Source organism: Candidatus Eisenbacteria bacterium, from assembly GCA_030017955.1.
Taxonomy (GTDB): Bacteria; Eisenbacteria; RBG-16-71-46; order JASEGR01; family JASEGR01; genus JASEGR01.
Map to the genome: position 1 here is coordinate 11517 of JASEGR010000017.1, position 19796 is coordinate 31312.

At 52.1% G+C, this 19796-nt stretch carries 21 protein-coding genes and 1 tRNA gene; 6 read left to right on the forward strand and 16 right to left on the reverse strand.

Annotation, left to right across the window (positions count from 1 at the left end; genetic code table 11):
* Positions 1–49: 49 nt before the first annotated feature.
* Entirely contained in the window at positions 50–2899 is a 2850-nt protein-coding gene (locus QME66_03980) for a FlgD immunoglobulin-like domain containing protein (protein ID MDI6808128.1), read from the forward strand.
* A 173-nt stretch (positions 2900–3072) separates the two neighbouring features.
* On the opposite strand, the gene QME66_03985 is transcribed toward QME66_03980, so the two are convergent.
* The 5 genes from QME66_03985 to QME66_04005 form a co-directional block, all read right to left on the reverse strand.
* Positions 3073–3777, reverse strand: a complete 705-nt coding sequence (locus tag QME66_03985) for an ABC transporter ATP-binding protein (GenBank protein MDI6808129.1) — start codon at positions 3775–3777, stop codon at positions 3073–3075.
* A complete protein-coding gene (locus QME66_03990; GenBank protein ID MDI6808130.1) occupies positions 3777–4520 on the reverse strand; it encodes an ABC transporter ATP-binding protein in 744 nt (247 codons plus the stop codon). The genes QME66_03985 and QME66_03990 overlap by 1 nt, the downstream gene beginning before the upstream one ends.
* Before the next feature lie 120 nt (positions 4521–4640).
* Entirely contained in the window at positions 4641–5657 is a 1017-nt protein-coding gene (locus tag QME66_03995) for a branched-chain amino acid ABC transporter permease (protein ID MDI6808131.1), read from the reverse strand.
* Positions 5658–6551: a branched-chain amino acid ABC transporter permease gene (locus tag QME66_04000; GenBank protein ID MDI6808132.1), complete on the reverse strand. Its 894-nt coding sequence runs from the start codon at positions 6549–6551 to the stop codon at positions 5658–5660. It abuts the gene before it with no gap.
* Positions 6552–6563: 12 nt separating this feature from the next.
* On the reverse strand, positions 6564–7742 hold the full coding sequence (locus tag QME66_04005; protein ID MDI6808133.1) for an ABC transporter substrate-binding protein: 1179 nt from the start codon (positions 7740–7742) through the stop codon (positions 6564–6566).
* Positions 7743–8008: 266 nt separating this feature from the next.
* On the opposite strand from QME66_04005, the gene QME66_04010 reads away from it, so the two are divergent.
* The 5 genes from QME66_04010 to QME66_04030 are packed head-to-tail and all read left to right on the forward strand — an operon-like array spanning position 8009 to position 13328.
* Positions 8009–8377, forward strand: a complete 369-nt coding sequence (locus QME66_04010; protein MDI6808134.1) for a hypothetical protein — start codon at positions 8009–8011, stop codon at positions 8375–8377.
* Between the two features lie 11 nt (positions 8378–8388).
* On the forward strand, positions 8389–8790 hold the full coding sequence (sdhC, locus tag QME66_04015; GenBank protein ID MDI6808135.1) for a succinate dehydrogenase, cytochrome b556 subunit: 402 nt from the start codon (positions 8389–8391) through the stop codon (positions 8788–8790).
* Positions 8791–8800: 10 nt separating this feature from the next.
* On the forward strand, positions 8801–10501 hold the full coding sequence (locus QME66_04020) for an FAD-binding protein (protein ID MDI6808136.1): 1701 nt from the start codon (positions 8801–8803) through the stop codon (positions 10499–10501).
* A complete protein-coding gene (locus tag QME66_04025; GenBank protein ID MDI6808137.1) occupies positions 10501–11217 on the forward strand; it encodes a succinate dehydrogenase iron-sulfur subunit in 717 nt (238 codons plus the stop codon). Before QME66_04020 ends, QME66_04025 begins: the two co-directional genes overlap by 1 nt.
* 23 nt (positions 11218–11240) lie before the next feature.
* Positions 11241–13328 carry an N-acetylmuramoyl-L-alanine amidase gene (locus QME66_04030; GenBank protein ID MDI6808138.1) on the forward strand — a complete coding sequence of 696 codons (2088 nt, stop codon included), beginning with the start codon at positions 11241–11243 and terminating at the stop codon, positions 13326–13328.
* A 30-nt stretch (positions 13329–13358) separates the two neighbouring features.
* On the opposite strand, the gene QME66_04035 is transcribed toward QME66_04030, so the two are convergent.
* From QME66_04035 to spoVG, 11 genes are all read right to left on the reverse strand, one after another.
* A complete protein-coding gene (locus tag QME66_04035) occupies positions 13359–13856 on the reverse strand; it encodes a bifunctional nuclease family protein (GenBank protein MDI6808139.1) in 498 nt (165 codons plus the stop codon).
* Positions 13857–13920: 64 nt separating this feature from the next.
* On the reverse strand, positions 13921–15171 hold the full coding sequence (locus tag QME66_04040) for a peptidyl-prolyl cis-trans isomerase (GenBank protein ID MDI6808140.1): 1251 nt from the start codon (positions 15169–15171) through the stop codon (positions 13921–13923).
* Positions 15172–15198: 27 nt separating this feature from the next.
* A complete protein-coding gene (rplI, locus tag QME66_04045) occupies positions 15199–15642 on the reverse strand; it encodes a 50S ribosomal protein L9 (GenBank protein ID MDI6808141.1) in 444 nt (147 codons plus the stop codon).
* A gap of 200 nt (positions 15643–15842) precedes the next feature.
* Complete coding sequence (rpsR, locus tag QME66_04050; GenBank protein ID MDI6808142.1) at positions 15843–16097, reverse strand: 30S ribosomal protein S18; 255 nt, start codon at positions 16095–16097, stop codon at positions 15843–15845.
* 37 nt (positions 16098–16134) lie between these two features.
* A complete protein-coding gene (locus QME66_04055; protein ID MDI6808143.1) occupies positions 16135–16572 on the reverse strand; it encodes a single-stranded DNA-binding protein in 438 nt (145 codons plus the stop codon).
* Between the two features lie 57 nt (positions 16573–16629).
* The gene (gene rpsF / locus QME66_04060; GenBank protein ID MDI6808144.1) at positions 16630–16965 is read right to left on the reverse strand and encodes a 30S ribosomal protein S6; all 336 of its coding nucleotides are present in this window, start codon (positions 16963–16965) and stop codon (positions 16630–16632) included.
* Positions 16965–17636: an aminoacyl-tRNA hydrolase gene (gene pth, locus QME66_04065; GenBank protein ID MDI6808145.1), complete on the reverse strand. Its 672-nt coding sequence runs from the start codon at positions 17634–17636 to the stop codon at positions 16965–16967. Before pth ends, rpsF begins: the two co-directional genes overlap by 1 nt.
* Positions 17566–18246, reverse strand: a complete 681-nt coding sequence (locus QME66_04070) for a 50S ribosomal protein L25 (GenBank protein ID MDI6808146.1) — start codon at positions 18244–18246, stop codon at positions 17566–17568. The genes pth and QME66_04070 overlap by 71 nt, the downstream gene beginning before the upstream one ends.
* A gap of 40 nt (positions 18247–18286) precedes the next feature.
* Positions 18287–19210: a ribose-phosphate pyrophosphokinase gene (locus tag QME66_04075; GenBank protein MDI6808147.1), complete on the reverse strand. Its 924-nt coding sequence runs from the start codon at positions 19208–19210 to the stop codon at positions 18287–18289.
* Between the two features lie 118 nt (positions 19211–19328).
* Positions 19329–19403: transfer RNA gene (locus QME66_04080), tRNA-Gln, on the reverse strand.
* Between the two features lie 92 nt (positions 19404–19495).
* A complete protein-coding gene (gene spoVG, locus QME66_04085) occupies positions 19496–19792 on the reverse strand; it encodes a septation regulator SpoVG (GenBank protein ID MDI6808148.1) in 297 nt (98 codons plus the stop codon).
* Between the last annotated feature and the right edge of the window lie 4 nt (positions 19793–19796).

The window sequence follows — 19796 nt, forward strand, 5'->3', positions numbered from 1 at the left end:
CCTGCTTCCACCGCACTCAGAAGCTGGCTCCTTTTCCGGAACCGAGTTCATGGTCTCAGATGCTGGGGCTCCTCAGCTTCAACGCTTAGGATCGTTTGGTCCGAGAGTTGCCCGGGGCAAGACATGCTACCTTGTGGTCTGGCTTGACTCGCGAGGTTGGTATTCATACTACGTTTATGCGGCAAGAGTCGCCTTCGACGGCACAATATTGGACAACGCGGGGATCCCGATTCATCTCGGTTCCTCTCAGGCTATGGCCTTACCTTCTGTGGCCTACGATGGCGAGAATTTCGTTGTCGTTTGGTCTGACACGAGGGGCAGCTCCAAGGCAATTTACGCCTCAAGGGTTCTTGAGGACGGACAGGTAGTTGATCCGCAGGGAATAGAGGTACTTACGGATCACTCACCATGGCGGGTTGAAATTGCTTCGAACGGGCAGAATTTCCTTCTGACTTGGATGGAGGAGCCAACCCCAGGAGCACGTCAGATTTGGGGGTTCAGGCTTTCCCGCCAGTTGGAACCTCTCGATGAGGAACCGTTCGTTATCTCTTCAGAGGGGGTTCTTCCTCGAATCACTACTGACGGCACTGACTATCTTGTTGTTTGGGACGCCAAGCAAAAGGAGAAACCTTCTGATAGAGCCGTTTATGCCGCAAGGGTCAGTTCTGGGGGGGTTGTGCTCGACAGCACAGCTATTTCATTTCCCACGATGATTGACGGCGACCAGCATACCCCTGATGTGAGCTGTGACGGAACCAATTACCTCGTCGTTTGGCGCGAAAGCACGTGGGTTTTTGGCGCGAGAGTCTCAAGAGATGGAGTGCTTCTCGACCCAAACGGCGTAAGGATTTCTTTTATCCCTGGCGGCGCATGGCAAAATGCTGTTGGCTTCACGGGGAAAGATTATCTGGTGACTTGGGCTAGCGACGACGACTCCACTGGTGAAAGTGGTCTTGTTGGAGCAAGGCTCACACCCCAAGGCGAACTGCTCGATTACCAGGCTTTCTGGATTGTTACTCCCGGAGCGCAGCAGCTGGCGTATCTTCCCGTGATAGGTAGTGGTCATGAACAATGTCTTGTTGCCTGGCAGAATAGCCACTATGTCAGAGGTGCCGTTGTTCGAGCATCGGGTGAAGTTCTCCAGCCCGAAGGAGCGCTTTTGAGCCTCTCTTCGCCAACTCAAACGCATTCGCTCTGCGCCTGTACAGAAAAGGCTTCGTTGGTCTTGTGGAGAGAGCCTTCAGTGGAAAGAATCGGTGTTGAGTACCCATACGGCATGTCCGACCTGGCCTTTGTGTCACTTGACCAAGAAACACAGATACCTTTTGGAAACGAGAAGATTCTCGCCAGAATAGGTATGTCAACCAACAGGACGGCTCTCGCTTCAAATGGAAAAGACTTCCTTGCAGCGTTCAAGGGCAGGACAGGACTGGGGTTCGATTATGGGGAGCCATATGTTCATAGTTTTTTTCTCGCCTCCATCGGTGAGAGCGGCTCTGTGCAGAGCGTCGCTGTGTTTGATTCTATCACAACCTTCTCGATTGACTTCTTTCCTCCCCAGATTGCCCCGATTGGAGAAAACTATGTCATTGTTTGGGGGGGACGACTTGATTTTAGCTGGGATGTTGATCCTGACACGGTGACCATCAAACTCGCGGTTATGGACGGAACCGGGAGAAGGATCTCGGAAAAACAAGTCGGGATTCCATTCGGCGCCTCGGCGAGTGTTAGGGTCGCTTGCATTGATTCCTTGTGCGTTTTGATTCTTGGAACCAGTTCCGGTCAACGGCCGCTTTCCTTCCTGAGAATCAAGACTGATCTCGCGCTTGTGGATGCGGCGCCAACAAGCCTGGGCCAGAGTGTCCTTGCCACCTACGATGATCTTGGTTTCTCAGCCGGTCGGGAGACACATCTGCTTGTCTGGGAAGAACCGTCCGAGAATGGACAGGACATAAAGGGGATTAGATTCTCGAGGGCGGGCCAACCGTTGGATCAGATTCCGATCACTATTGCCACCGGTCTCCCGAAGACTGGGATCTCTCGCATATTCTATGCATACCCGACTGTAACCTTTGACGGTACGAGTTTCATTGTGACCTGGCAGGATACGCTTGGCGGCAATACTCTTGTCCGAGGGGCAAAGGTCTCTGAAGATGGAACCGTGACGGACTCAGGAACTCAACTTGTTTCGACCAGCCTTCTCGACCTCTGGCCAAGCCTCTGTCGGGTTCCCAATGGCTCTCTTCTTCTTGTCTGGTCAAGGATGACCTTCGATAGGTTCCATTCTTTGAGGGTGTGGGGAAAACAGGGGACATGGGAGGACTTCACCAGCGTATCTGTCTCTTCTTTTGGCGACAAGGTGACGACCGCGGGAAGGCTGGTGGAGTTCCAGCTTTCTGGTCCTTTTGATGAGTCGTCAATCAGTGTTCTTAGGTCGTGCGACGAGAATGGCACTCCCGTAGCAGTTGCAACGCTTGAGGCCAACCCAACAAGACGCTATTCCCTCCTAGACAAAGACGGAAGAGACCTCCCGACAGCGACCTACTGGCTGCGGGTGAGAACAAGAGAAGGAACAGAGCGTCTCTATGGACCATTCAAGGGAAGTCAGGGTTCCTTGCCGGGAGACCTTTTCCTTTTAGCTCCGTTTCCCAACCCACTCCTTTCCTCTACGAAGATTAGCTTCGCCGTCCCGAAGCATTCGCGGGTTTCACTAAGCTGCTTCGATGTGAAGGGGAATCTTGTGAGGAATCTCTTTCTTGGTGAAAAGGGCCCCGGACTCTATCACATCTATTGGGATGGAAGGGACAAAGAAGGCAGGAACATTGCCTCAGGAGTTTATCTCATCAGACTTGAGGCAAATGGGATCGTCAAGACAAGAAAGTCAGTCGTCGTGAGATAGGACCCTTCTGGTAGCCTTCCGCAAGCAGGAACTGCTTAGGGAGACATCCTCCAAAGAGCGGCAGCCGCCTTGACTTGGTCCGCGAATTCCCCCTCACCCCAATCCTCTCCCCAAATGGGAGAGGCCTTCTGCCCACGTGAGACTGCTCCGGAATTGGGCAGAGTGTCCCCGGATTAGCCGCCGAGGTAGGCTTTCTTCACTGCTTCGTTCTGCAGGAGAGCTGACGCCTTATCGTGGAGGACTACTCTCCCGGTTTCGAGCACATATGCCTCGTGGGCAGTGCTCAAGGCCATGTGTGCGTTCTGCTCTACAAGGAGGATCGTAGTTCCTTGCTCATTTATTTCCCTGATTGTGGCGAAAATCTCTTTGACCAGAAGCGGAGCGAGTCCAAGCGACGGCTCATCCATGAGCAGTATCCGCGGATGCGACATGAGAGCTCTTCCCATGGCAAGCATCTGCTGCTCTCCTCCGCTCAATGTGCCGGCCCTTTGTTTCTGCCTTTCCTTTAGCCGCGGGAAAAGCGAGAAGACTCTCTCCAGGTCCTTCCTCGTCTCATTACGATCCTTCCTGAGATATGCGCCCAGCTCAAGATTATTCATTACGCTCAGGTTTGCAAAAACGTGCCTGCCTTCCGGGACTTGTGAAACCCCGAGCTTTACGATATGGTGCGGCTCTTTGGAACTTATTTCCTTCCCATCGAGCTTGATGCTCCCACTCTTCGGACGTACGAGTCCGGAGATTGTCCTCAGAAGCGTGCTTTTCCCTGCACCGTTTGCTCCTATGAGAGTGACAATCTTTCCCTCAGGAGCCGAAACCGTGATCCCCTTTATTGCGTGGATCGCTCCGTAGAAGACTTCGAGCTTCTCTATTTCGAGCATCAGCGAGCTCCCGAATCCTCACCCAGATAGGCCTCAATGACTTTCGGATTCCTTCTAATCTCTTCTGGTGGTCCCTCAGCGATCTTGACGCCGTAGTCGAGAACGCCCACTCTTTCGCAAATTCCCATCACTACTTTCATATCATGCTCGATGAGGAAAATCGCGAGATTGAATTCGTCCCTTATTCTCACAATCAGGCGCATCAAATCCTCAGTCTCCTGGGGATTCATCCCGGCTGCAGGCTCATCGAGAAGGAGGAGCTTCGGCTCCGTCGCCAATGCTCTCGCAATTTCGAGCCGCCTCTGGCGCCCATAAGGAAGCATATTTGACCTCACATCCCGCAGGTCAGAAAGTCCAAAGGCCTGAAGAAGCCTGAGCGAACGTTCCTCGATTTCCTTTTCATCGTCGAGAAAACGCCCGGTGCGGAGAACAGCACTGAGGAGATTGGACTTTGCGTGGAGATGACACGCGGTCTTTACATTATCGAGAACACTCAGCGCGCCAAACAGCCGTGTGCTCTGGAAAGTCCTTCCCACGCCCAAGGCGGCTATGTCAAACGAATGCATCCCGTTTATGAGCTTCCCCTCAAATCTTATTTCTCCGGAGGTAGGATTGTTTATGCCGGTGATCAGATTGAAGACCGTCGTTTTTCCGGCGCCGTTGGGGCCGATCAGTCCCACCAGCTCACGGCATTTGACTTCAAAATCAAGCTCGGAGACGGCTTTCAAGCCCCCGAACATCATTGTGCATTTTTCTATTTCGAGCAATTGGGCCTGCCCCGTCTAGAGGCCGTCACACCCACTGTGACCGGATGAAAGGAATGCGGCAAACGAGTCTCCGGGCGTGCTACATGAATCAATTCGTCAATTCGAATCAATGTGAACCGGTTTCTTCCTGAAGAAGAGCTTCTCTCTTATCCACGACAAGGTGAGCTCCCTCATGCCGAATATGCCCTGGGGCCTGGTGATCATAAGGACGATGAGGAAGAACGAGTAAATCACCATGCGGAATTCTTTCACCGGGCGCAGCACTTCAGGCAGTATCGTGAGAAATATCGCCGCAAGAACAGAACCTGTAATGCTGCCCAATCCTCCAAGCACGATCATGACAATGACCTCAATCGATTTCATGAACGTGAAGCTGTTCGTGTGGAGATATTGGAGATAATGCGCAAAAAGACCTCCCGATACTCCTGCGAAGAAAGCGCCAATGACAAAGGCAGTGACTTTGTATTTTGTGGTGTTTATCCCGAGAGCCTCGGCAGCGATTTCATCCTCTCTTACCGCGAGGAATGCCCTCCCGTGACTCGAGCTCATGATGTTCCACACGGTCACGACTGTCAGTAATACCCAGAAATAGACCCAGAAGAAGTTTGTGAGTTTGGGAATATCAGTGAAGCCTCTTGCTCCGCCGACCACATTAATGTTCAGAATGCAGACTCTTATTATTTCACCGAATCCCAAAGTGACAATTGCCAGGTAGTCACCCCTCAGTCTCAGGGATGGAAGCCCCACGAGAAGTCCTGCAAATGCGCTGAAGAGTCCTCCGAGCACAAGCGCAATTAACAGCAGTATGGTGATGGCGCCGCCGTGAGGGATACCTAAGGCAACAAGCAGATTTACGATTGACTGGCCCTTGTAGTAGGTAACGGCGCTGGAAAGGTAGCCGCCGATCGCCATGAAGCCGGCATGCCCGATCGAGAACTGACCCGTGAATCCGTTTACCAGATTAAGACTTACGGCAAGTATGATGTTCACGCCGGAGAGAATAATCATCTGGAAAATGTAGGGGTTTAGCGCAACGGGAAAAATCGCATTCATGAGATAAAGGGCAAGCAGGCAGCCGAGGAACTTCACAGCTCTAATTGTTTGGCTGCGCATTTAGACTTTCTCCATCACGTGACTGCCGAGAATTCCGGATGGCCTCAGGAGCAGAATCAGGATCAGGATTCCGAATGCAATGGCGTCCCGGTACGTTGAAGACAGATAACCGACCACCATGACCTCTGCAGTTCCCAGGACAAGTCCGCCCAGCATCGCACCCGGTATGTTGCCTATCCCGCCCAACACTGCGGCAACAAATGCCTTGAGCCCAGGCATAATGCCCATCAACGGGTCAATCTTTGGATTGCTGAGGGCGACGAGAACGCCTGCGGCAGCAGCAAGAGCCGACCCTATCGCGAATGTGAATGTGATTATGTTGTTCGTCGCAATTCCCATCAGGCTGGCTGTGTCCCTGTCAAATGAGACGGCCCTCATTGCCTTCCCTACCTTCGTCTTAAGCACCACAAGTTGAAGGAGTGCCATGAGAGTAATGGAGACTCCGAGCACTATGAGCTGGTGGTTCCCAACAATGACCCCGGAGAGTGTCGTGATCTGCTTCAAGGGAATTACTTGCGGGAAGAACTTTGGATCGGCCCCGAAGACGAGCAGACCGGCATTCTCAAGCAAGAGGGAAACACCTATTGCCGTAATGAGAGCTGTTAGCCTGGGAGAACGCCTGACCGGCTTGTATGCACCCCTCTCAATCACAATTCCAAGAACAGTGCAGGATGCCATTGCAAAGAGAAGCACGATAACCGCGGTCAACGGCGAGGAGTCTCTTAGCCAGCGAGCGGCATAATAGCCGGCAAAAGCTCCAACCATGTAGACATCCCCGTGGGCAAAGTTTATGAGCCTGAGGATGCCATAAACCATAGTGTAGCCGAGGGCTATGAGGGCATATATGCTGCCCCAGGTTATTCCGTTTACGAGCTGCTGTAGGAACTCTTGCAAGGCAGAAGAGTGTCAGGGAGAAATTCTAGTTAGATACCTGTAAACTCCATTCTCGTATTTCAGGATAACGGCGGGTTTCACCGCGTTTCTGTTCTCATCCAAAGATATTGTTCCTGTCACTCCCTGGAAGTCTTTGGTTGAGGCAATAGCATCCCTCAGTTTCTTCTGCGCATCCTGCTGTGTTTTTCCGCTTTTCGTCAGATTGTCAAGGTCTTCAGGCGAGAGGGTCTTCATCGCCTGGGCAAGAATCTTTGCCGCATCATAGGCAAGGGCGGCGATTCCATCTCTCGGTACCTCGTGGTACTTGTCCTGATAGAGCTTTGCGAACTGCTGCACGACTGGATTCTGGTCTTCAACCGAATAGTGATCGCTGTAGTACGAGTTCTGAAGCGCTTCCCCTCCAATCTCCGTGAGCTTGGGCGAGCTCCAGCCATCGCCGCCGAGGAGAGGAACGTTGAAGTTCAGGTCCCTTGCCTGTTTTGCTATCAGTCCGACTTCGGTGTAGTAGCCCGGGATGAAAAGCACATCAGGCTTCTTTGCCCTTAACGAGGTAAGTTGGGCCTTGAAGTCGATATCGCCTTCGCTGTACGATTCATCACCGACTATGGTGCCGCCGAGTTTTTCGAATGCTCCGGCAAAGAAGTCGGCAAGTCCCACGCTGTAATCGTTCTTTATGTCTTTGAGAATGGCTGCCTTCTTGAGATTGAGTGTGTCCCTCGCGAATTTCGCCATCACGGTTCCCTGAAAAGGATCGATGAAACACACCCTGAAGATGTAGTCTCCGACCTGCGTCACCTTCGGATTTGTTGAAGAAGGCGTGATCATCGGCACTCCTGCCTTCTGACAAACCGGCGCACCGGCAAGGCTTCTGGAACTCGCGACTTCGCCGAGTACCGCAGCCACTCTGTCCTGATTGACAAGCTTCGTCACAGCAGTATTTGCTTCCTCCGGCTTCCCCTGGTCGTCTTCGACAATGACAAGGAGTTTCTTGCCGCCAATTCCGCCTGCACTATTTATCTCCTCGATGGCCATCTGAATCCCGTTGTCCGTCGATTTTCCGAACGTGGCCGTGGTGCCCGTGAGCGAGCCATATTCACCGATCTTTATGACATCAGCCTTCTCAGCGCATGCGCAGACAACGAGCGATAGGGCACAGAACAAAGCCAACACTGCTTTCTTGCTTGGTCTCATCTTCTCCTCCGTCTTGAACAGGACATCCGCCATTCGAGCGACAGCATGTCACGCACGCAAAATGAACAATGATTGCCTTGTTTCCGACTGCTATGCGCAATGGAAGCGAGTGCGCCACAAGCTATCACAGCCAGGGTATTGGGTCAACACAGTTTTGAGAGCAATGAGCCACGACCCATCAATTTTTCGCTTGCATGAATTGACGGGTCGTGATAACCTGCCACGACATCGTTTTTGTCAGCGATGTCATCGGCCTGGAGGGAAGTTTGCCCTTCTCATTTGCTGCAAGGCAGGGACTGAGGAGTCCTTTCTCCTGGTTTTTCCAGAGACTGACAGGACTTTTTCTCGCGTACACCCTTTTTGTTCATATCAGGGTGATCCATTTCGGAAACAACCCGCACATTGATTTTGCCACCGTCACCGCGAGGCTTGAAGAAAGCGGACTCTGGAAGGCCTACTACATAGCGTTCATCCCGGTTGTAGTCTTCCATGGAATGAACGGACTGTGGACCATTCTCACCGACTACTGGACCGGCATCGGGAAGAGCAAGTTTGCGCTCTTCGTCTTCTGGTCTCTGGGTGCACTGCTTTCCGCATTCGCCTTTGTTTCGTTTTCTTCTTTCTTTCAGTACTGAAAAGGAGCGGGATGCCAAGCGCCGGCAAAGTGATAAAGCAGGTCATCGCGGACATGAGGCTCAACGCACATGTTGGGAGCTGGGCTTGGCTCTTGCACAGAGTGACAGGCCTTGCCCTTCTTCTCTATCTCTTCCTCCATATGTGGGTTCTGAGCTCAGCAAGAGGCGGAGAAAGCGTTTTCAATGCGAGACTTGACAAGGTTCAGACTCCACTCTTTCACGGTCTCGAGATCTTTCTTCTTGCGAGTGTCGTGGTCCACGGGCTCAACGGACTCAGGGTGACTATTGCCGATTTCTTCTTTCTGACCAAGAGGCAGAAGGCAATGTTCTGGGCGTGGGTAGTTCTCTTCATAGTTCTTATGGTTTTCATTGTTGCCACTATCGTTCCGAGGATTCTAGAGGCAACATCCTAGGGGAGGATTCTTGGTATCTCACGATGTCCTGGTTGTTGGAGGCGGGCTCGCAGGCCTAAGGGCTGCAGTTGAGTGCGCGTTTCTGGGTGTTGATGTCGCAGTTGTTTCCAAGGTGCACCCCGTGAGGTCACATTCGGGCGCTGCACAGGGCGGCGTAAACGCGCCCCTCGGGAACCACCCCGATGGAAAGAACGACAGTCCGGAACTCCACGCTTATGACACGATAAAAGGCTCCGACTTCCTTGCTGACCAGGATGCTGCCGAGATAATGACAGGCGAGGCCGCCCAAAGAATCTACGAGATGGAGCATTGGGGCTGCCCGTTCTCGAGGACAGAAGAGGGAAAGATTGCACAAAGACCTTTCGGCGGAGGCGGCTTCCCGAGAACTTGCTACGGAGCCGACAGGACCGGGCACTATCTTCTCCAGACTCTTTTTGAACAGGCCACGCGGCTCAGAATAAAGGTTTATTGCGAATTGATGGTCTCGAGGCTGGTGCAGAGGGGTGATGTTGTCTCGGGTATCATAGCCACGGATCTGAAAACAGGAGAGATCGCCGCTCTTGGGGCTAAGGCCGTCATATTTGCAACCGGCGGCTCAGGGAGAATCTATTCAAACAGCACGAATGCGCTTATATCTACAGGCCTGGGAGTCGCAATCCCCTACTGGGCCGGCGTTCCGGTCAAAGACATGGAGTTTGTTCAGTTCCATCCGACCTCGCTCTACGGCACAAACATCCTCGTGACAGAGGGTGCGCGCGGCGAAGGGGGATTCCTTCTCAACAACAAGGGCGAGCGGTTCATGAAGAACTACGTTTCCGAAAGAGTGATGGAGCTGGCTCCCCGCGATATCGTTTCGAGGTCCATCCAGACCGAGGTAAACGAAGGAAGAGGTTTTGAAAATGCATATGTGCATCTTGATCTGCGGCATCTCGGGAGGCAAAAGATAGAAGAGAAACTTCCGGGAATAAGAGACCTCTGTATGGATTTTGCAGGTGTAGATCCGATCAAGTCGCCGATTCCCGTCCAGCCCGGAATGCACTACACAATGGGCGGCACAGACACGAATGTTGATGGTGAGACTGAGCTCAAAGGGTTCTTTGCGGCAGGTGAGTGCGCTTGCGTGAGCGCCCACGGGGCAAATCGCCTTGGCGGAAATTCCCTGCTTGAAACGCTTGTCTTCGGCGCCCGTTCTGGAAAGAAGGCATCTGAATACGTTGGAATGAACCAGCACCCCAATGACAAGGACAGCCTGCAGGATGCGCTCTCAGCAGAAGAGGACAGGATTGAGCTTCTGAAGAAAAGAAACGGTAAGGAGAATCCCTACGAAATCAAGAACCGCCTCGCCGTCACCATGAAGGATAAGTTCGGAATATTCAGGAATCAAAAGGAAATGGTTGAAGGTAGAGACGAGATCAAGAGACTGCTCCAGGCCCTTGAGAAGACCAGGGCAATTTCGAGAACGAGAGTGTTCAACTATGATTATGTCTGGATGAGAGAACTCGAAGGGAATCTGGACATCGCGCTTCTCATAGCCGAGGGCGCGATAAAGAGAACAGAGAGCCGGGGCTCGCATTCCAGGACGGACCATAAAACAAGAAACGATGCCGAATGGCTGAAGCACACCGTTGCAAGGCATTCTCCGGATGGGCCGGCCTTCTCTTACAAGAACGTGACAATAACCCGTTTCAAGCCGGAGGAAAGAAAGTACTAATGGTCGTCGAGTTCAAAGTGTTTAGGTACGATCCCGATGCCAAGAAGGAACCGTACTTTGACTACTTCCAGGTCCCCGTGGTCAAGAGTATGACGGTTCTTCAGGGGCTTATCTACATCTCGGAGAATCTTGATTCGACGGTTGCGTTCAGGGCGGCTTGCAGGGCAGCAGTGTGCGGTTCGTGCGCGATGCACATAAACGGAGAATACCGCCTGGCCTGCAGAACGCAGATAGAGGCACTCCGCTCGTCCAGGGTCACGGTGAGGCCGCTCTCGCATCTGCCGATTCTCAAAGATCTCGTTGTTGACATGAAGCCGTACTTTGAGAACTACGAGAGAATAAAACCTTATCTCATCCCGAGTGAGCCGCTTCCCGAAAAGGAGATCCTTCAGACTCCATCGCAGCGGAAGAAGATTGATGATGTCGTGGACTGCACCCTATGTGGAGCGTGCTATGGTTCGTGTCCATTCTCGGCCACAAATCCCGAGTATCTGGGGCCTCATGCCTTCATGAAGACGCTTAGATTCGTTGAGGATTCAAGGGACATCGCGACGAAAGAAAGACTTGCGATAATCAGCCAGGCAAATGGTGTTTTCAGATGCCATACGGTTTTCAACTGCCAGAACGTCTGCCCGAAGGAACTTGACCCATCGCACGCGATAGCAAGGCTCAAGATGAAATCCGTCTTATCAAGGATAAAGGGACTCTTCACTTAGCAGGACCTTCGTTTCACAAACTAATGGTTAAGACAGTTGCCTCCGCGTTTCTGATTTTCGTCACCGTGATTCTCCTCTTCAGCGGCTGCGCCCTCCTGCCGAAAGGCCCCACGGGCAGACCCTATGAGAGACTCGCAGAGTCCATCAAGGGACTTGACACCTCCGCATTGAAAGGCAGGAAGATCGTCATAGACCCTGGGCATGGGGGAAGATATTTCGGGGCCCGCGGCGTAAAAGGCATTAAGGAATCGGACGTCAACCTTGGGGTTGCGCTCTATCTGTGGGGACTTCTGAAAGACAGCGGCGCAGACGTGATTCTCACCAGAAGTTCGGACAAAGACTTCGTAGGAGACAAAGAAGCGATCCTCAAGAATGACCTCTCTCTGAGGTCGAAGATCGCGAACGACTTCTCTCCCGATATCTTCCTATCAATTCACCACAACTCCGACGTTGGAAAGAAGACAAACGAAAGTCAGGTCTATTACAGGCTTCTTGATAGCGGCCCGTCTCTTGACCTTGCGAAGTGCATCGCAAAGCACCTTTCCGCAAATCTTGGAATAGGGGAAGCCAGAGTCATGCCCGGGAATTACTTTGTCCTCAGGAATTCCAGCTCTCCGGCAGTTCTAGGCGAACCTTCGTATCTTACAAATCCTCTGGTGGAAAAGCGATTGGTGCTTTCGGAAAAGCAGAAAATGGAGGCGGAAGCTTATTTTCTCGGCCTCGTCGAGTATTTCTCAAAGGGAGTTCCGTGCTTCTTCTCTGATGTGGACCGCGGTACAGTTTTCACCACTCCACTCCCGGAAATAGCGATCGGACTGAGGGCTGGCGCCGAAGAAGCTGATCCCGACTGGTCCACACTGTCCGTGAAAATAGATGGAAGAGAAACAGAGTGCCGGATCGACAGAGAAACCTGGAGGATTTCGGTTAGGCCGAAAGAGGCGCTTCCGAATGGGAACCGGGAACTTCAAGCTTCCATAAGAAACATGAATGGAAACAGCTCGAAGCCTTTCAGGCAGAGATTCAAGGTTGGCTGCGAGCCTGCAAAGATCGTTCTTTCATCCACCCCTCCTGTCGCGTGTGAAAAAACCGGGGCAGCACTTTGCCTCAAGGCGTATGTGCAGGATATGTATGGAAGGCCTGTGGCTGACAGTACGGTTGTGCTCTTCTCTTACCGGGGAGCCGCATCCTTTCGGAATCAAAGCCGGACAGTAGGCGGCGAAGCATTTTCATACTCTTCAAATAGTGGAGGCGCAGTTTCTGCTCAGGCCCAGACGGGAACCGTGAGGGATTCGATCACCTGCAGCACTGCCGGCGGTGACACGTGCTGGCTTACCGGATTCATCAAGGACTCAAGGTCCGGTCTCCCAATTCGATCGGCAAGAGTGGAAATCGCGGGACAGACATACACCGAGACGAACAGGGACGGTTTCTTCGCTGCGATCTGCTTTTCGAAAGGAGATTCCGTCACGAGAATTTTCAAGGAAGGGTACGAGCAATCTATCCGGACAGCTTCAGGGGCAGGTGATTCGGGGGTTCAAGTCTCCGTCAATCCTCTCTTTGACGGCATATTCCAGGGCAAACGGATTGTCATAGACCCGGAAAGCCTTGAACCGGATGAAGGCAATCCGAAGATTCTGGCCCTGTCTCCCAGGCTCAATCTGGAGGTCTCCAGGCGCCTCGCTGCCTTGATCACTGATGCAGGAGGTCAGGCCTTCCTGACAAGGGACGAACACACGTCTCCATCGGCTGCTGAGCGAGTCATGTTTGCCGAAACTGCCGGAGCGGATTTCTTCATACAAATCTCTCACAGCGGGATTGGGATATCTAAGACGGGGAGTTTCTACTATCCCGGCAGTGCTGCCGGAAGAATGCTTGCATCATCCGTCGCAGGGGCGTTCTCAGATAGTCTCGGTCGGAAGATCGGAGTATTCGAATATCCCGGGTATACTATCCAGCAGACAAGTGCTCCGGCAGTAATCATCAGGTTTTTCAACGTGTCGGGAGCGGCAGATAGGGTCTTTCTTGACAAGAAGAAGAATCTTGAACTCGAGGCTTTTCTGATCTTTTCCGGATTGAAACTCACCCTGCAGAAAACCGGCGCGAATCCCTGAAGCGTCCTGTCTCCTGGACGTTACGCCGGTTCAGAAGAACTTTCCGAAATCCTCCGGATTCATTTTTTCGAGGAACCTTCTCAGCTCTTCAGCCCTCTCCGCCTCACGCTCTTCCTTCGTTTTCTCTGTACCAACCTTCCCCTGACCGTTCAGCAACTCCTCGGCAACGTAGATAGGCGAGTGAGTCCTCAATGCCAGGGCTATTGAATCGCTCGGTCTTGCATCAACCGCCACATTCTCTGATTGCCTGTCGAGGATGATCTTCGCGAAGAAAGTATTATCCTTGAGCTCCGAGATAACAACTTTCGAAACGTGGGCCTTGAGTCCCTCAACAATCATTGCCATCAGATCATGAGTAAGCGGCCTCTGGAACTTCCTGCCTGCCAGCTCCATCGCGATTGCACTTGCTTCGGCCGGCCCAATCCAGATGTGAAGGTATCTCTCTCCGCCGACTTCCTGCAGAAGGACAACGGGACTCTTGCTTTTCTCGTCAATCGCGAGTCCGCCAATCCCGACTTCAATCAGCACGTGAGCCTCCCCGCAAACTCCACCGGGCCATTCTATGTGTCAGGGTGAGACCTGTAGCGAGCATTCATTTCTTCTTGTCTTCCTTCTTCTTACCGCCCTTGGGCTCGTCTGGCTTTTCTTTCGACGCTTTCTTGACATCCTCAAGACCTTTCAGCTTGGGCCTGCTTTCCTTCATATTCTTCATCATCCACTTCGCCGAAGGAATCAGGTCGGACTTAGGGTATCTCCTGAGCATTGCATCAAAACTGGTCTCGGCATTTGCGTAGTCACCCAGTTCTTCGGAATAGGTGAACCCAATCATGAATTGAGCTTGAGGGGCTTGGGCGCTATCCGGGAAAGCCGTGACTATTCTCTGATAGTATTTGATGCGTTCGAACGGAGTCGACGCCTTCTGAGCGGCATCGAAGAGCTCCGGGGGAGTCATTTTCTCAGCAAGATAGTTTATAAGCGCTTCCTCGTTTACTTCCACCTTGGCATTTTTCTTGAGCTCCTCATATATCTCATTTTGCAGTTGCGACGTCCTCTTTCCCTGGAGATTCTCTCTTATCTGAGACCGGACCTCATCCAGCGTCTTCGTGCGTGCATTCTCTTTGGAGTCAATCTCAAGAATTTCAAAGCCCTTGCTGGTTCTGATCACCTTGCTTGCCTTGCCCACTTCCAGCTGAAGGGCTTCAGTCACCAACGTGTCCGAAGCACTGCCGAGAAGTTTGACGGCCATCCCCTTCATCACAAAGCCAACCCTTCCACCGTTGTCCTTGGTGGCTTGGTCAGTTGACTTCTCCTTGGCAAGTTTTTCAAAACTCCCGCCGGCATCCAGCGCCTTCTTGACGGCAAGCGCTTCTTGCTCGGTCGGGAGGACCATGTGTTTCAGATACACCCTCTCTTTCAGTTCATAGTTCTTGAGATGTTCGTCGTAGTATTTCTTCACTTCTTCGTCAGAGGGCGCGGCCCCTCCCACTATCTCTTTCTCGTAGAAGAGGCTCAGAAGGACTCGCCTCTCCCCGATTTTCATCCTCTTCAGGAACTCCGGGTCATTTCTCAGGCCGGAATCGTTCGCTGCCTTCAGCCACAACCAGTCGTCAACAAGCCTGTCAAGAATGACCCTTTTTGAACTGGGTGAGTCCAGTCTTATACGGTCTTTCTGCCCGTATTGTTCAATTTCCGCATCAAGGTCGGCACTGGTTATCGGCACTCCGTTGACTATCGCCAGAACGACCGGGCTCTTGCTCCCGGGCTTTACGCCTGCCTCCTCCTTGGCGTACAACGAATGAACCGCTACCAGGAGAAAGAGAACAGCAATAGACGCGTATCTCATTGTGCCCTGACTCCTTTCCGTGAGAACCTATTCTTTGACAACCCAGACTTTCACTACTGCCTCGACTTCCGGACAGACCTTTATAGGGACTGAATACACTCCAAGTGCCTTGAGCGGTTCGTCAAGAACAATCTTCCTTTTGTCGACTTTGTATCCCTGTTTCTCGAGAGATTCGCTGATATCCTGGGCGGTAACAGACCCGAACAGCCGGTCGTCTTCGCCGGACTGCATGGGAATCGTGCAGGAAACACTCTCTAGTTCGGCGGCAAGCACGCCGGCCTCCCTAAGCTCTTTCTCTCTTCTCTTCTTGAACATTCTCTCTTGCTCATCAAGAACGCCACGGCTCTTCTCGCCTGCAACTATCGCCTTCTTTAGGGGAATCAGATAGTTCCTTGCGTATCCTTCAGCAACCTTGACGACATCGCCTCTTTCTCCGAGGCCCTGCACCTTTTCAAGAAGAACAACTTCCATCTACCGCTCCTTTTTGAAGACTGTTTCCTGACAAGCTCGACGACACTTTCCACGTCTTGCGATATGAGACTGCAATTCATACACCAGGACTGTTCCGAAGTTCGGCGAATTCGGTTCTCTCAAAGGATAGTCTGCATACGAGAAACCTGCAAGGCGTCCCGGCAAAGTGAGGAGTCAGGATGCCCAGGGCCCCTGAGAACTCACCTGTGGTGGTCGCCCGTGAAAGGCAGCAGGGCAAGCATCCGCGCCCTTTTGACAGCAGCCCTTATCTGATTCTGATGCCTGGCACAGGTGCCCGTGATCCTTCTCGGGACTATTTTTCCTCTGTCAGATATGAATCTGGAAAGTCGATCTTCATCAGTGTAGTAGATTCGATCAATTTTCTCGATACAGAGCTTGCATGCCTTCTTTCTTACTACCTTCTCGGTCTTCTCGGTTTTCTCCCTGACTCTCAAATTGCCTCCGTCCGGTTAGTGTTTGAATTGTGCGGTTCTAGAATGGCAGCTCCTCATCCGATTCCTCAGGCTCTTCTTTTCCGGCTTCGAGATCGGGAGCGGGAGCCGTCTCATCTTCCTTTCTTTTGTCCCTGTCAAGAAATTGTACTCTATCTGCCACCACCTCTATGACACTTTTCTTCAACCCATCGGGCTGGTTCCACGACCGGCTTCTCAGCCGTCCTTCAACATACACTGCACTTCCTTTTTTCAGGGCCTCGCCGGCTCTCTCTGCGAGCTTTCCCCAGGTGACAACGTTCACGTAGCAGACTTCTTCCTTCCATTCTCCGCTCTGATTCTTGAACCGTCTGTTGGAGGCAATGGCAAATGTTCCAACCGGTGCTCCAGAAGGCGTGAATCTCAGCTCGGGATCTCTTGTAAGTCTTCCACAAATAAAGACTCTGTTTATTGAAGCTAATTTCACATCGGTCATCATATTCTCCTCCTCCCAACATCCCCCCCGCTTCCAGATACAGCTTGTCAGAATCCCATCTTAGACACGGTCATTCGCGTTCGCACTCTTCTTCTCCTCCGATGGAGGGAGAGATACGCTCAACAATGTCAAGTGTCTGAGAACCCGTTCATTCAGCTTGAGCCTCCTGTCAAGTTCCGTCAAGGCCGATGGTGGACTCTTGAACTTCATGAGGGCATAATTGCCTTCTTTGTGCCTCTTGATCTCGTAGGCGAATCGTCTCTTACCCCACTTCTCCACTTCCTTCACCTCGCCCCCGAAGGACGTTATCGTGCCCGTCACCTTCTCCATCTCTTCGTCCAGGTCTTTCTCGTCCAGATTGGGACTTAAGATGATGACAGTCTCATAGTCTTTCACTAGTCAATCACCCCCTTTTTGCCTGGTACAGTCAGTGACTCATTCAAGCGGTCAACCGCGGTGTCCAAGCCTTTTTCGAGAAAAGCAACAACAGAGCCCGATGCAGCCCCCAGAACCCCCTCAAGAGTGTTTTCCTCATCGTCGGTGAACTCGGAGAGGACAAATTCCACCAGGTCAGCGTCTCCATCAACAGGGCCTATTCCAATCCTCAACCTCGGGAATTCCTTCGTTCCGAGAGACTCTATGATGGATTCAAGCCCTTTGTGACCGCCAGAGCTTCCCTTCCTGCGCAGCCTCGCCTTCCCGAGCGCAAGGTAGATATCATCACAGACAACGAGGAGCTCTCCCGATACCAGCCCATGCTCCTCAACAAACTCCCGGACTGCCGGGCCGCTCCTGTTCATGAAGGCAAGCGGTTTGACAAAGAAGAATCTATCTTGAGCCGAATCGGATGTCTTTGCCCAGTACATCCCCCTTACCTCCCCAACCACCCCGTCGAATCCGGACTGCACCATGTCGACAACCCTGAATCCAAGATTGTGCCTGGTCTTCCTGTACCTCTTTCCAGGGTTTCCAAGCCCTATGACTGCTCTCAAGAATCTACTTTTCCTCTTCTGCTTCTTTTCCCTCTTCTTTCTCTTCAGGCACTTCTTCTTCTTCAGCCTTTGCAATAAGTTCAGGCTCCTGAGGAGCAGCTTCGACTTTCACCTCTTCAAAGACAGTCGGCGGCACAACGGTAGCCAGTGCTGATTCAAGATCTGTAAGGATCTTGCCGTTTACTATCGTAATGTCCCCAACATGGATGGAGTCTCCGACCCCAAGAGCCGAGACATTTATTTCCAGTTTCTCGGGAATGTCCGTCGGCAGGCACTCGACCTGAACCGTTCTCAAAATGTGCTCGAGAATGCCCCCGTGCTCGGTGACGCCGACAGGAACTCCGGTCAAGACAACAGGAACCTCGACAACTATCTCACTGGTGAGGGAGATGTGCTGGAAATCGATGTGGAGAATACCCCCGGTCACAGGATCTCTTTGAAGCTCCCTTATTATGGTCTTAATCTCCGATTTCTTCTGGCCTGAGATCTTGAGATCGACCAGAACATTGCTCCCGCCGGAAACTTTCAACACCGAGAAAAGTGTCTCCTTCGAGACCAGGAGCGGCATGGGAGCATCTCCCTGCCCGTAGACCACGGCAGGGAAAAATCCAGACCTTCTCAACCTTCTTGATTCTCCGGTACCAACCTTGGTCCTTACCTCACACTCAAGCGAAAACACGGGCATGGGAAAACCTCCTTAAGAAAGCACAAGGGTTAGTTCTTGCTCAGACAAACAAGCTGCTCAATGATCTCTCTTCGTGGATTCTCTTTACCGCCTCCGCAAGCAGCTTCGCAACCGAAAGCGTCTTCATTTTCTTGTCTAGCCCACTTGCATCGTGGTGTATCGTGTTTGTAGTGACAAGCTCCTTAATGGGACAGTCTCTGATCTTCTTAATCGCATCATTCGAAAGAACCGCATGAGTGCAGCCGGCAAAGACCTCCATCGCCCCATTATCGGCTATCACTCGTGCCGCCTGGGTCAGAGTCCCGGCGGTATCAACAATATCATCTATTATGACGACCCTCTTGTCCTTAACATCGCCTATGAGATGCATGATCTCCGCCTCATTGGGAGCCGGTCTTCTTTTGTCCACTATGGCAAGTGATGCACCAAGCCTTTTCGCAAATCCTCTGGCCATCTTGACACTTCCGATATCAGGAGCGAGCACGACCAGATCTTGAACCCCCTTGTTCTTGAAGTAGTCGATGAGAACAGGGGCAGCATAGATGTGATCAAAAGGAATATCGAAGAATCCCTGAATCTGGGGTGCGTGAAGATCCATTGTAAGAACCCTGTCAGCCCCGGCAGTCGCAATCACATTCGCTACCAGTTTGGCAGTGATCGAGACTCTCGGCTGGTCTTTCCTGTCCTGTCGCGCATAGCCGAAATAAGGAATCACAGCGGTGACCCGCCTGGCAGACGCCCTTTTGGCAGCGTCCAGCATCACAAGGAGCTCCATGAGGTTTGAGGCGGGAGAATTGGTCGACTGGAAAACGAAAACGTCAACGCCTCTGATGTTTTCGTTTATCTTCACCGTAGTCTCCCCGTCTGAGAAGCAGGAGACATCAGCGTCGCCCAAACTGATACCCAGTTCGAGGCACACTTCCTGTGCCAAGTCTTTGTTTGCGTTTCCAGAGAATATTTTCATTCGATTTTCAAAAAATAGGACGGCCTATTTCCAGGTTCAATTTCACAATTATGGAAGCAGACCGTCCGGCCACAATAATAAGAACCGTAATCTAGCCTACTCTCCTCATCGCTCAATTTGGTTGGGGCGGGAGGATTCGAACCCCCGAATGCAGGATCCAAATTCCTGTGTCTTACCGCTTGACGACGCCCCATCCAAGGAGTTTCGCCACCTCTTATGTTCATGCCTCGGGATTAACCGGGCGTCGGCTGTGTCTAAGAAGGCTCCCTTGAGTGCCCAGGCCTCCTATTCTCTCCCAGTGAGTGAAGTTGGCTGAGCGCTTTTCTCCTTTGCCAACTCCCGATAGTACTCAGATAGCACCCTGTCTTCCAGCATCCTCCTCGCCTCATTGTTGATTGGATGCGCAATGTCCTGATAAGTACCGTCGGGTTTCTTCCGGCTAGGCATTGCCACAAACATGCCGCTGTTCCCTTCTATGACCTTCATGCCTCTGATTACAAATGCGTTATCAAGCGTGACGCTCGCAAAAGCTTTGAGCTTGTCCTTCTCCCTGAGAGAAATCCTTACCTCTGTGATCTCCATATGG

Coding starts and splice junctions, on each gene's coding strand:
- QME66_03980 (MDI6808128.1), top strand. CDS start 50: ATGGTCTCAGATGCTGGGGCTCCTCAGCTTCAACGCTTAGGATCGTTT.
- QME66_03995 (MDI6808131.1), bottom strand. CDS start 5,657: ATGCGCAGCCAAACAATTAGAGCTGTGAAGTTCCTCGGCTGCCTGCTT.
- QME66_04070 (MDI6808146.1), bottom strand. CDS start 18,246: ATGCCCGTGTTTTCGCTTGAGTGTGAGGTAAGGACCAAGGTTGGTACC.
- sdhC (MDI6808135.1), top strand. CDS start 8,389: ATGCCAAGCGCCGGCAAAGTGATAAAGCAGGTCATCGCGGACATGAGG.
- spoVG (MDI6808148.1), bottom strand. CDS start 19,792: ATGGAGATCACAGAGGTAAGGATTTCTCTCAGGGAGAAGGACAAGCTC.
- QME66_04030 (MDI6808138.1), top strand. CDS start 11,241: ATGGTTAAGACAGTTGCCTCCGCGTTTCTGATTTTCGTCACCGTGATT.
- rplI (MDI6808141.1), bottom strand. CDS start 15,642: ATGGAAGTTGTTCTTCTTGAAAAGGTGCAGGGCCTCGGAGAAAGAGGC.
- QME66_04040 (MDI6808140.1), bottom strand. CDS start 15,171: ATGAGATACGCGTCTATTGCTGTTCTCTTTCTCCTGGTAGCGGTTCAT.
- QME66_04055 (MDI6808143.1), bottom strand. CDS start 16,572: ATGATGACCGATGTGAAATTAGCTTCAATAAACAGAGTCTTTATTTGT.
- QME66_04025 (MDI6808137.1), top strand. CDS start 10,501: ATGGTCGTCGAGTTCAAAGTGTTTAGGTACGATCCCGATGCCAAGAAG.
- QME66_04075 (MDI6808147.1), bottom strand. CDS start 19,210: ATGAAAATATTCTCTGGAAACGCAAACAAAGACTTGGCACAGGAAGTG.
- QME66_03990 (MDI6808130.1), bottom strand. CDS start 4,520: ATGATGTTCGGGGGCTTGAAAGCCGTCTCCGAGCTTGATTTTGAAGTC.
- QME66_04005 (MDI6808133.1), bottom strand. CDS start 7,742: ATGAGACCAAGCAAGAAAGCAGTGTTGGCTTTGTTCTGTGCCCTATCG.
- QME66_03985 (MDI6808129.1), bottom strand. CDS start 3,777: ATGCTCGAAATAGAGAAGCTCGAAGTCTTCTACGGAGCGATCCACGCA.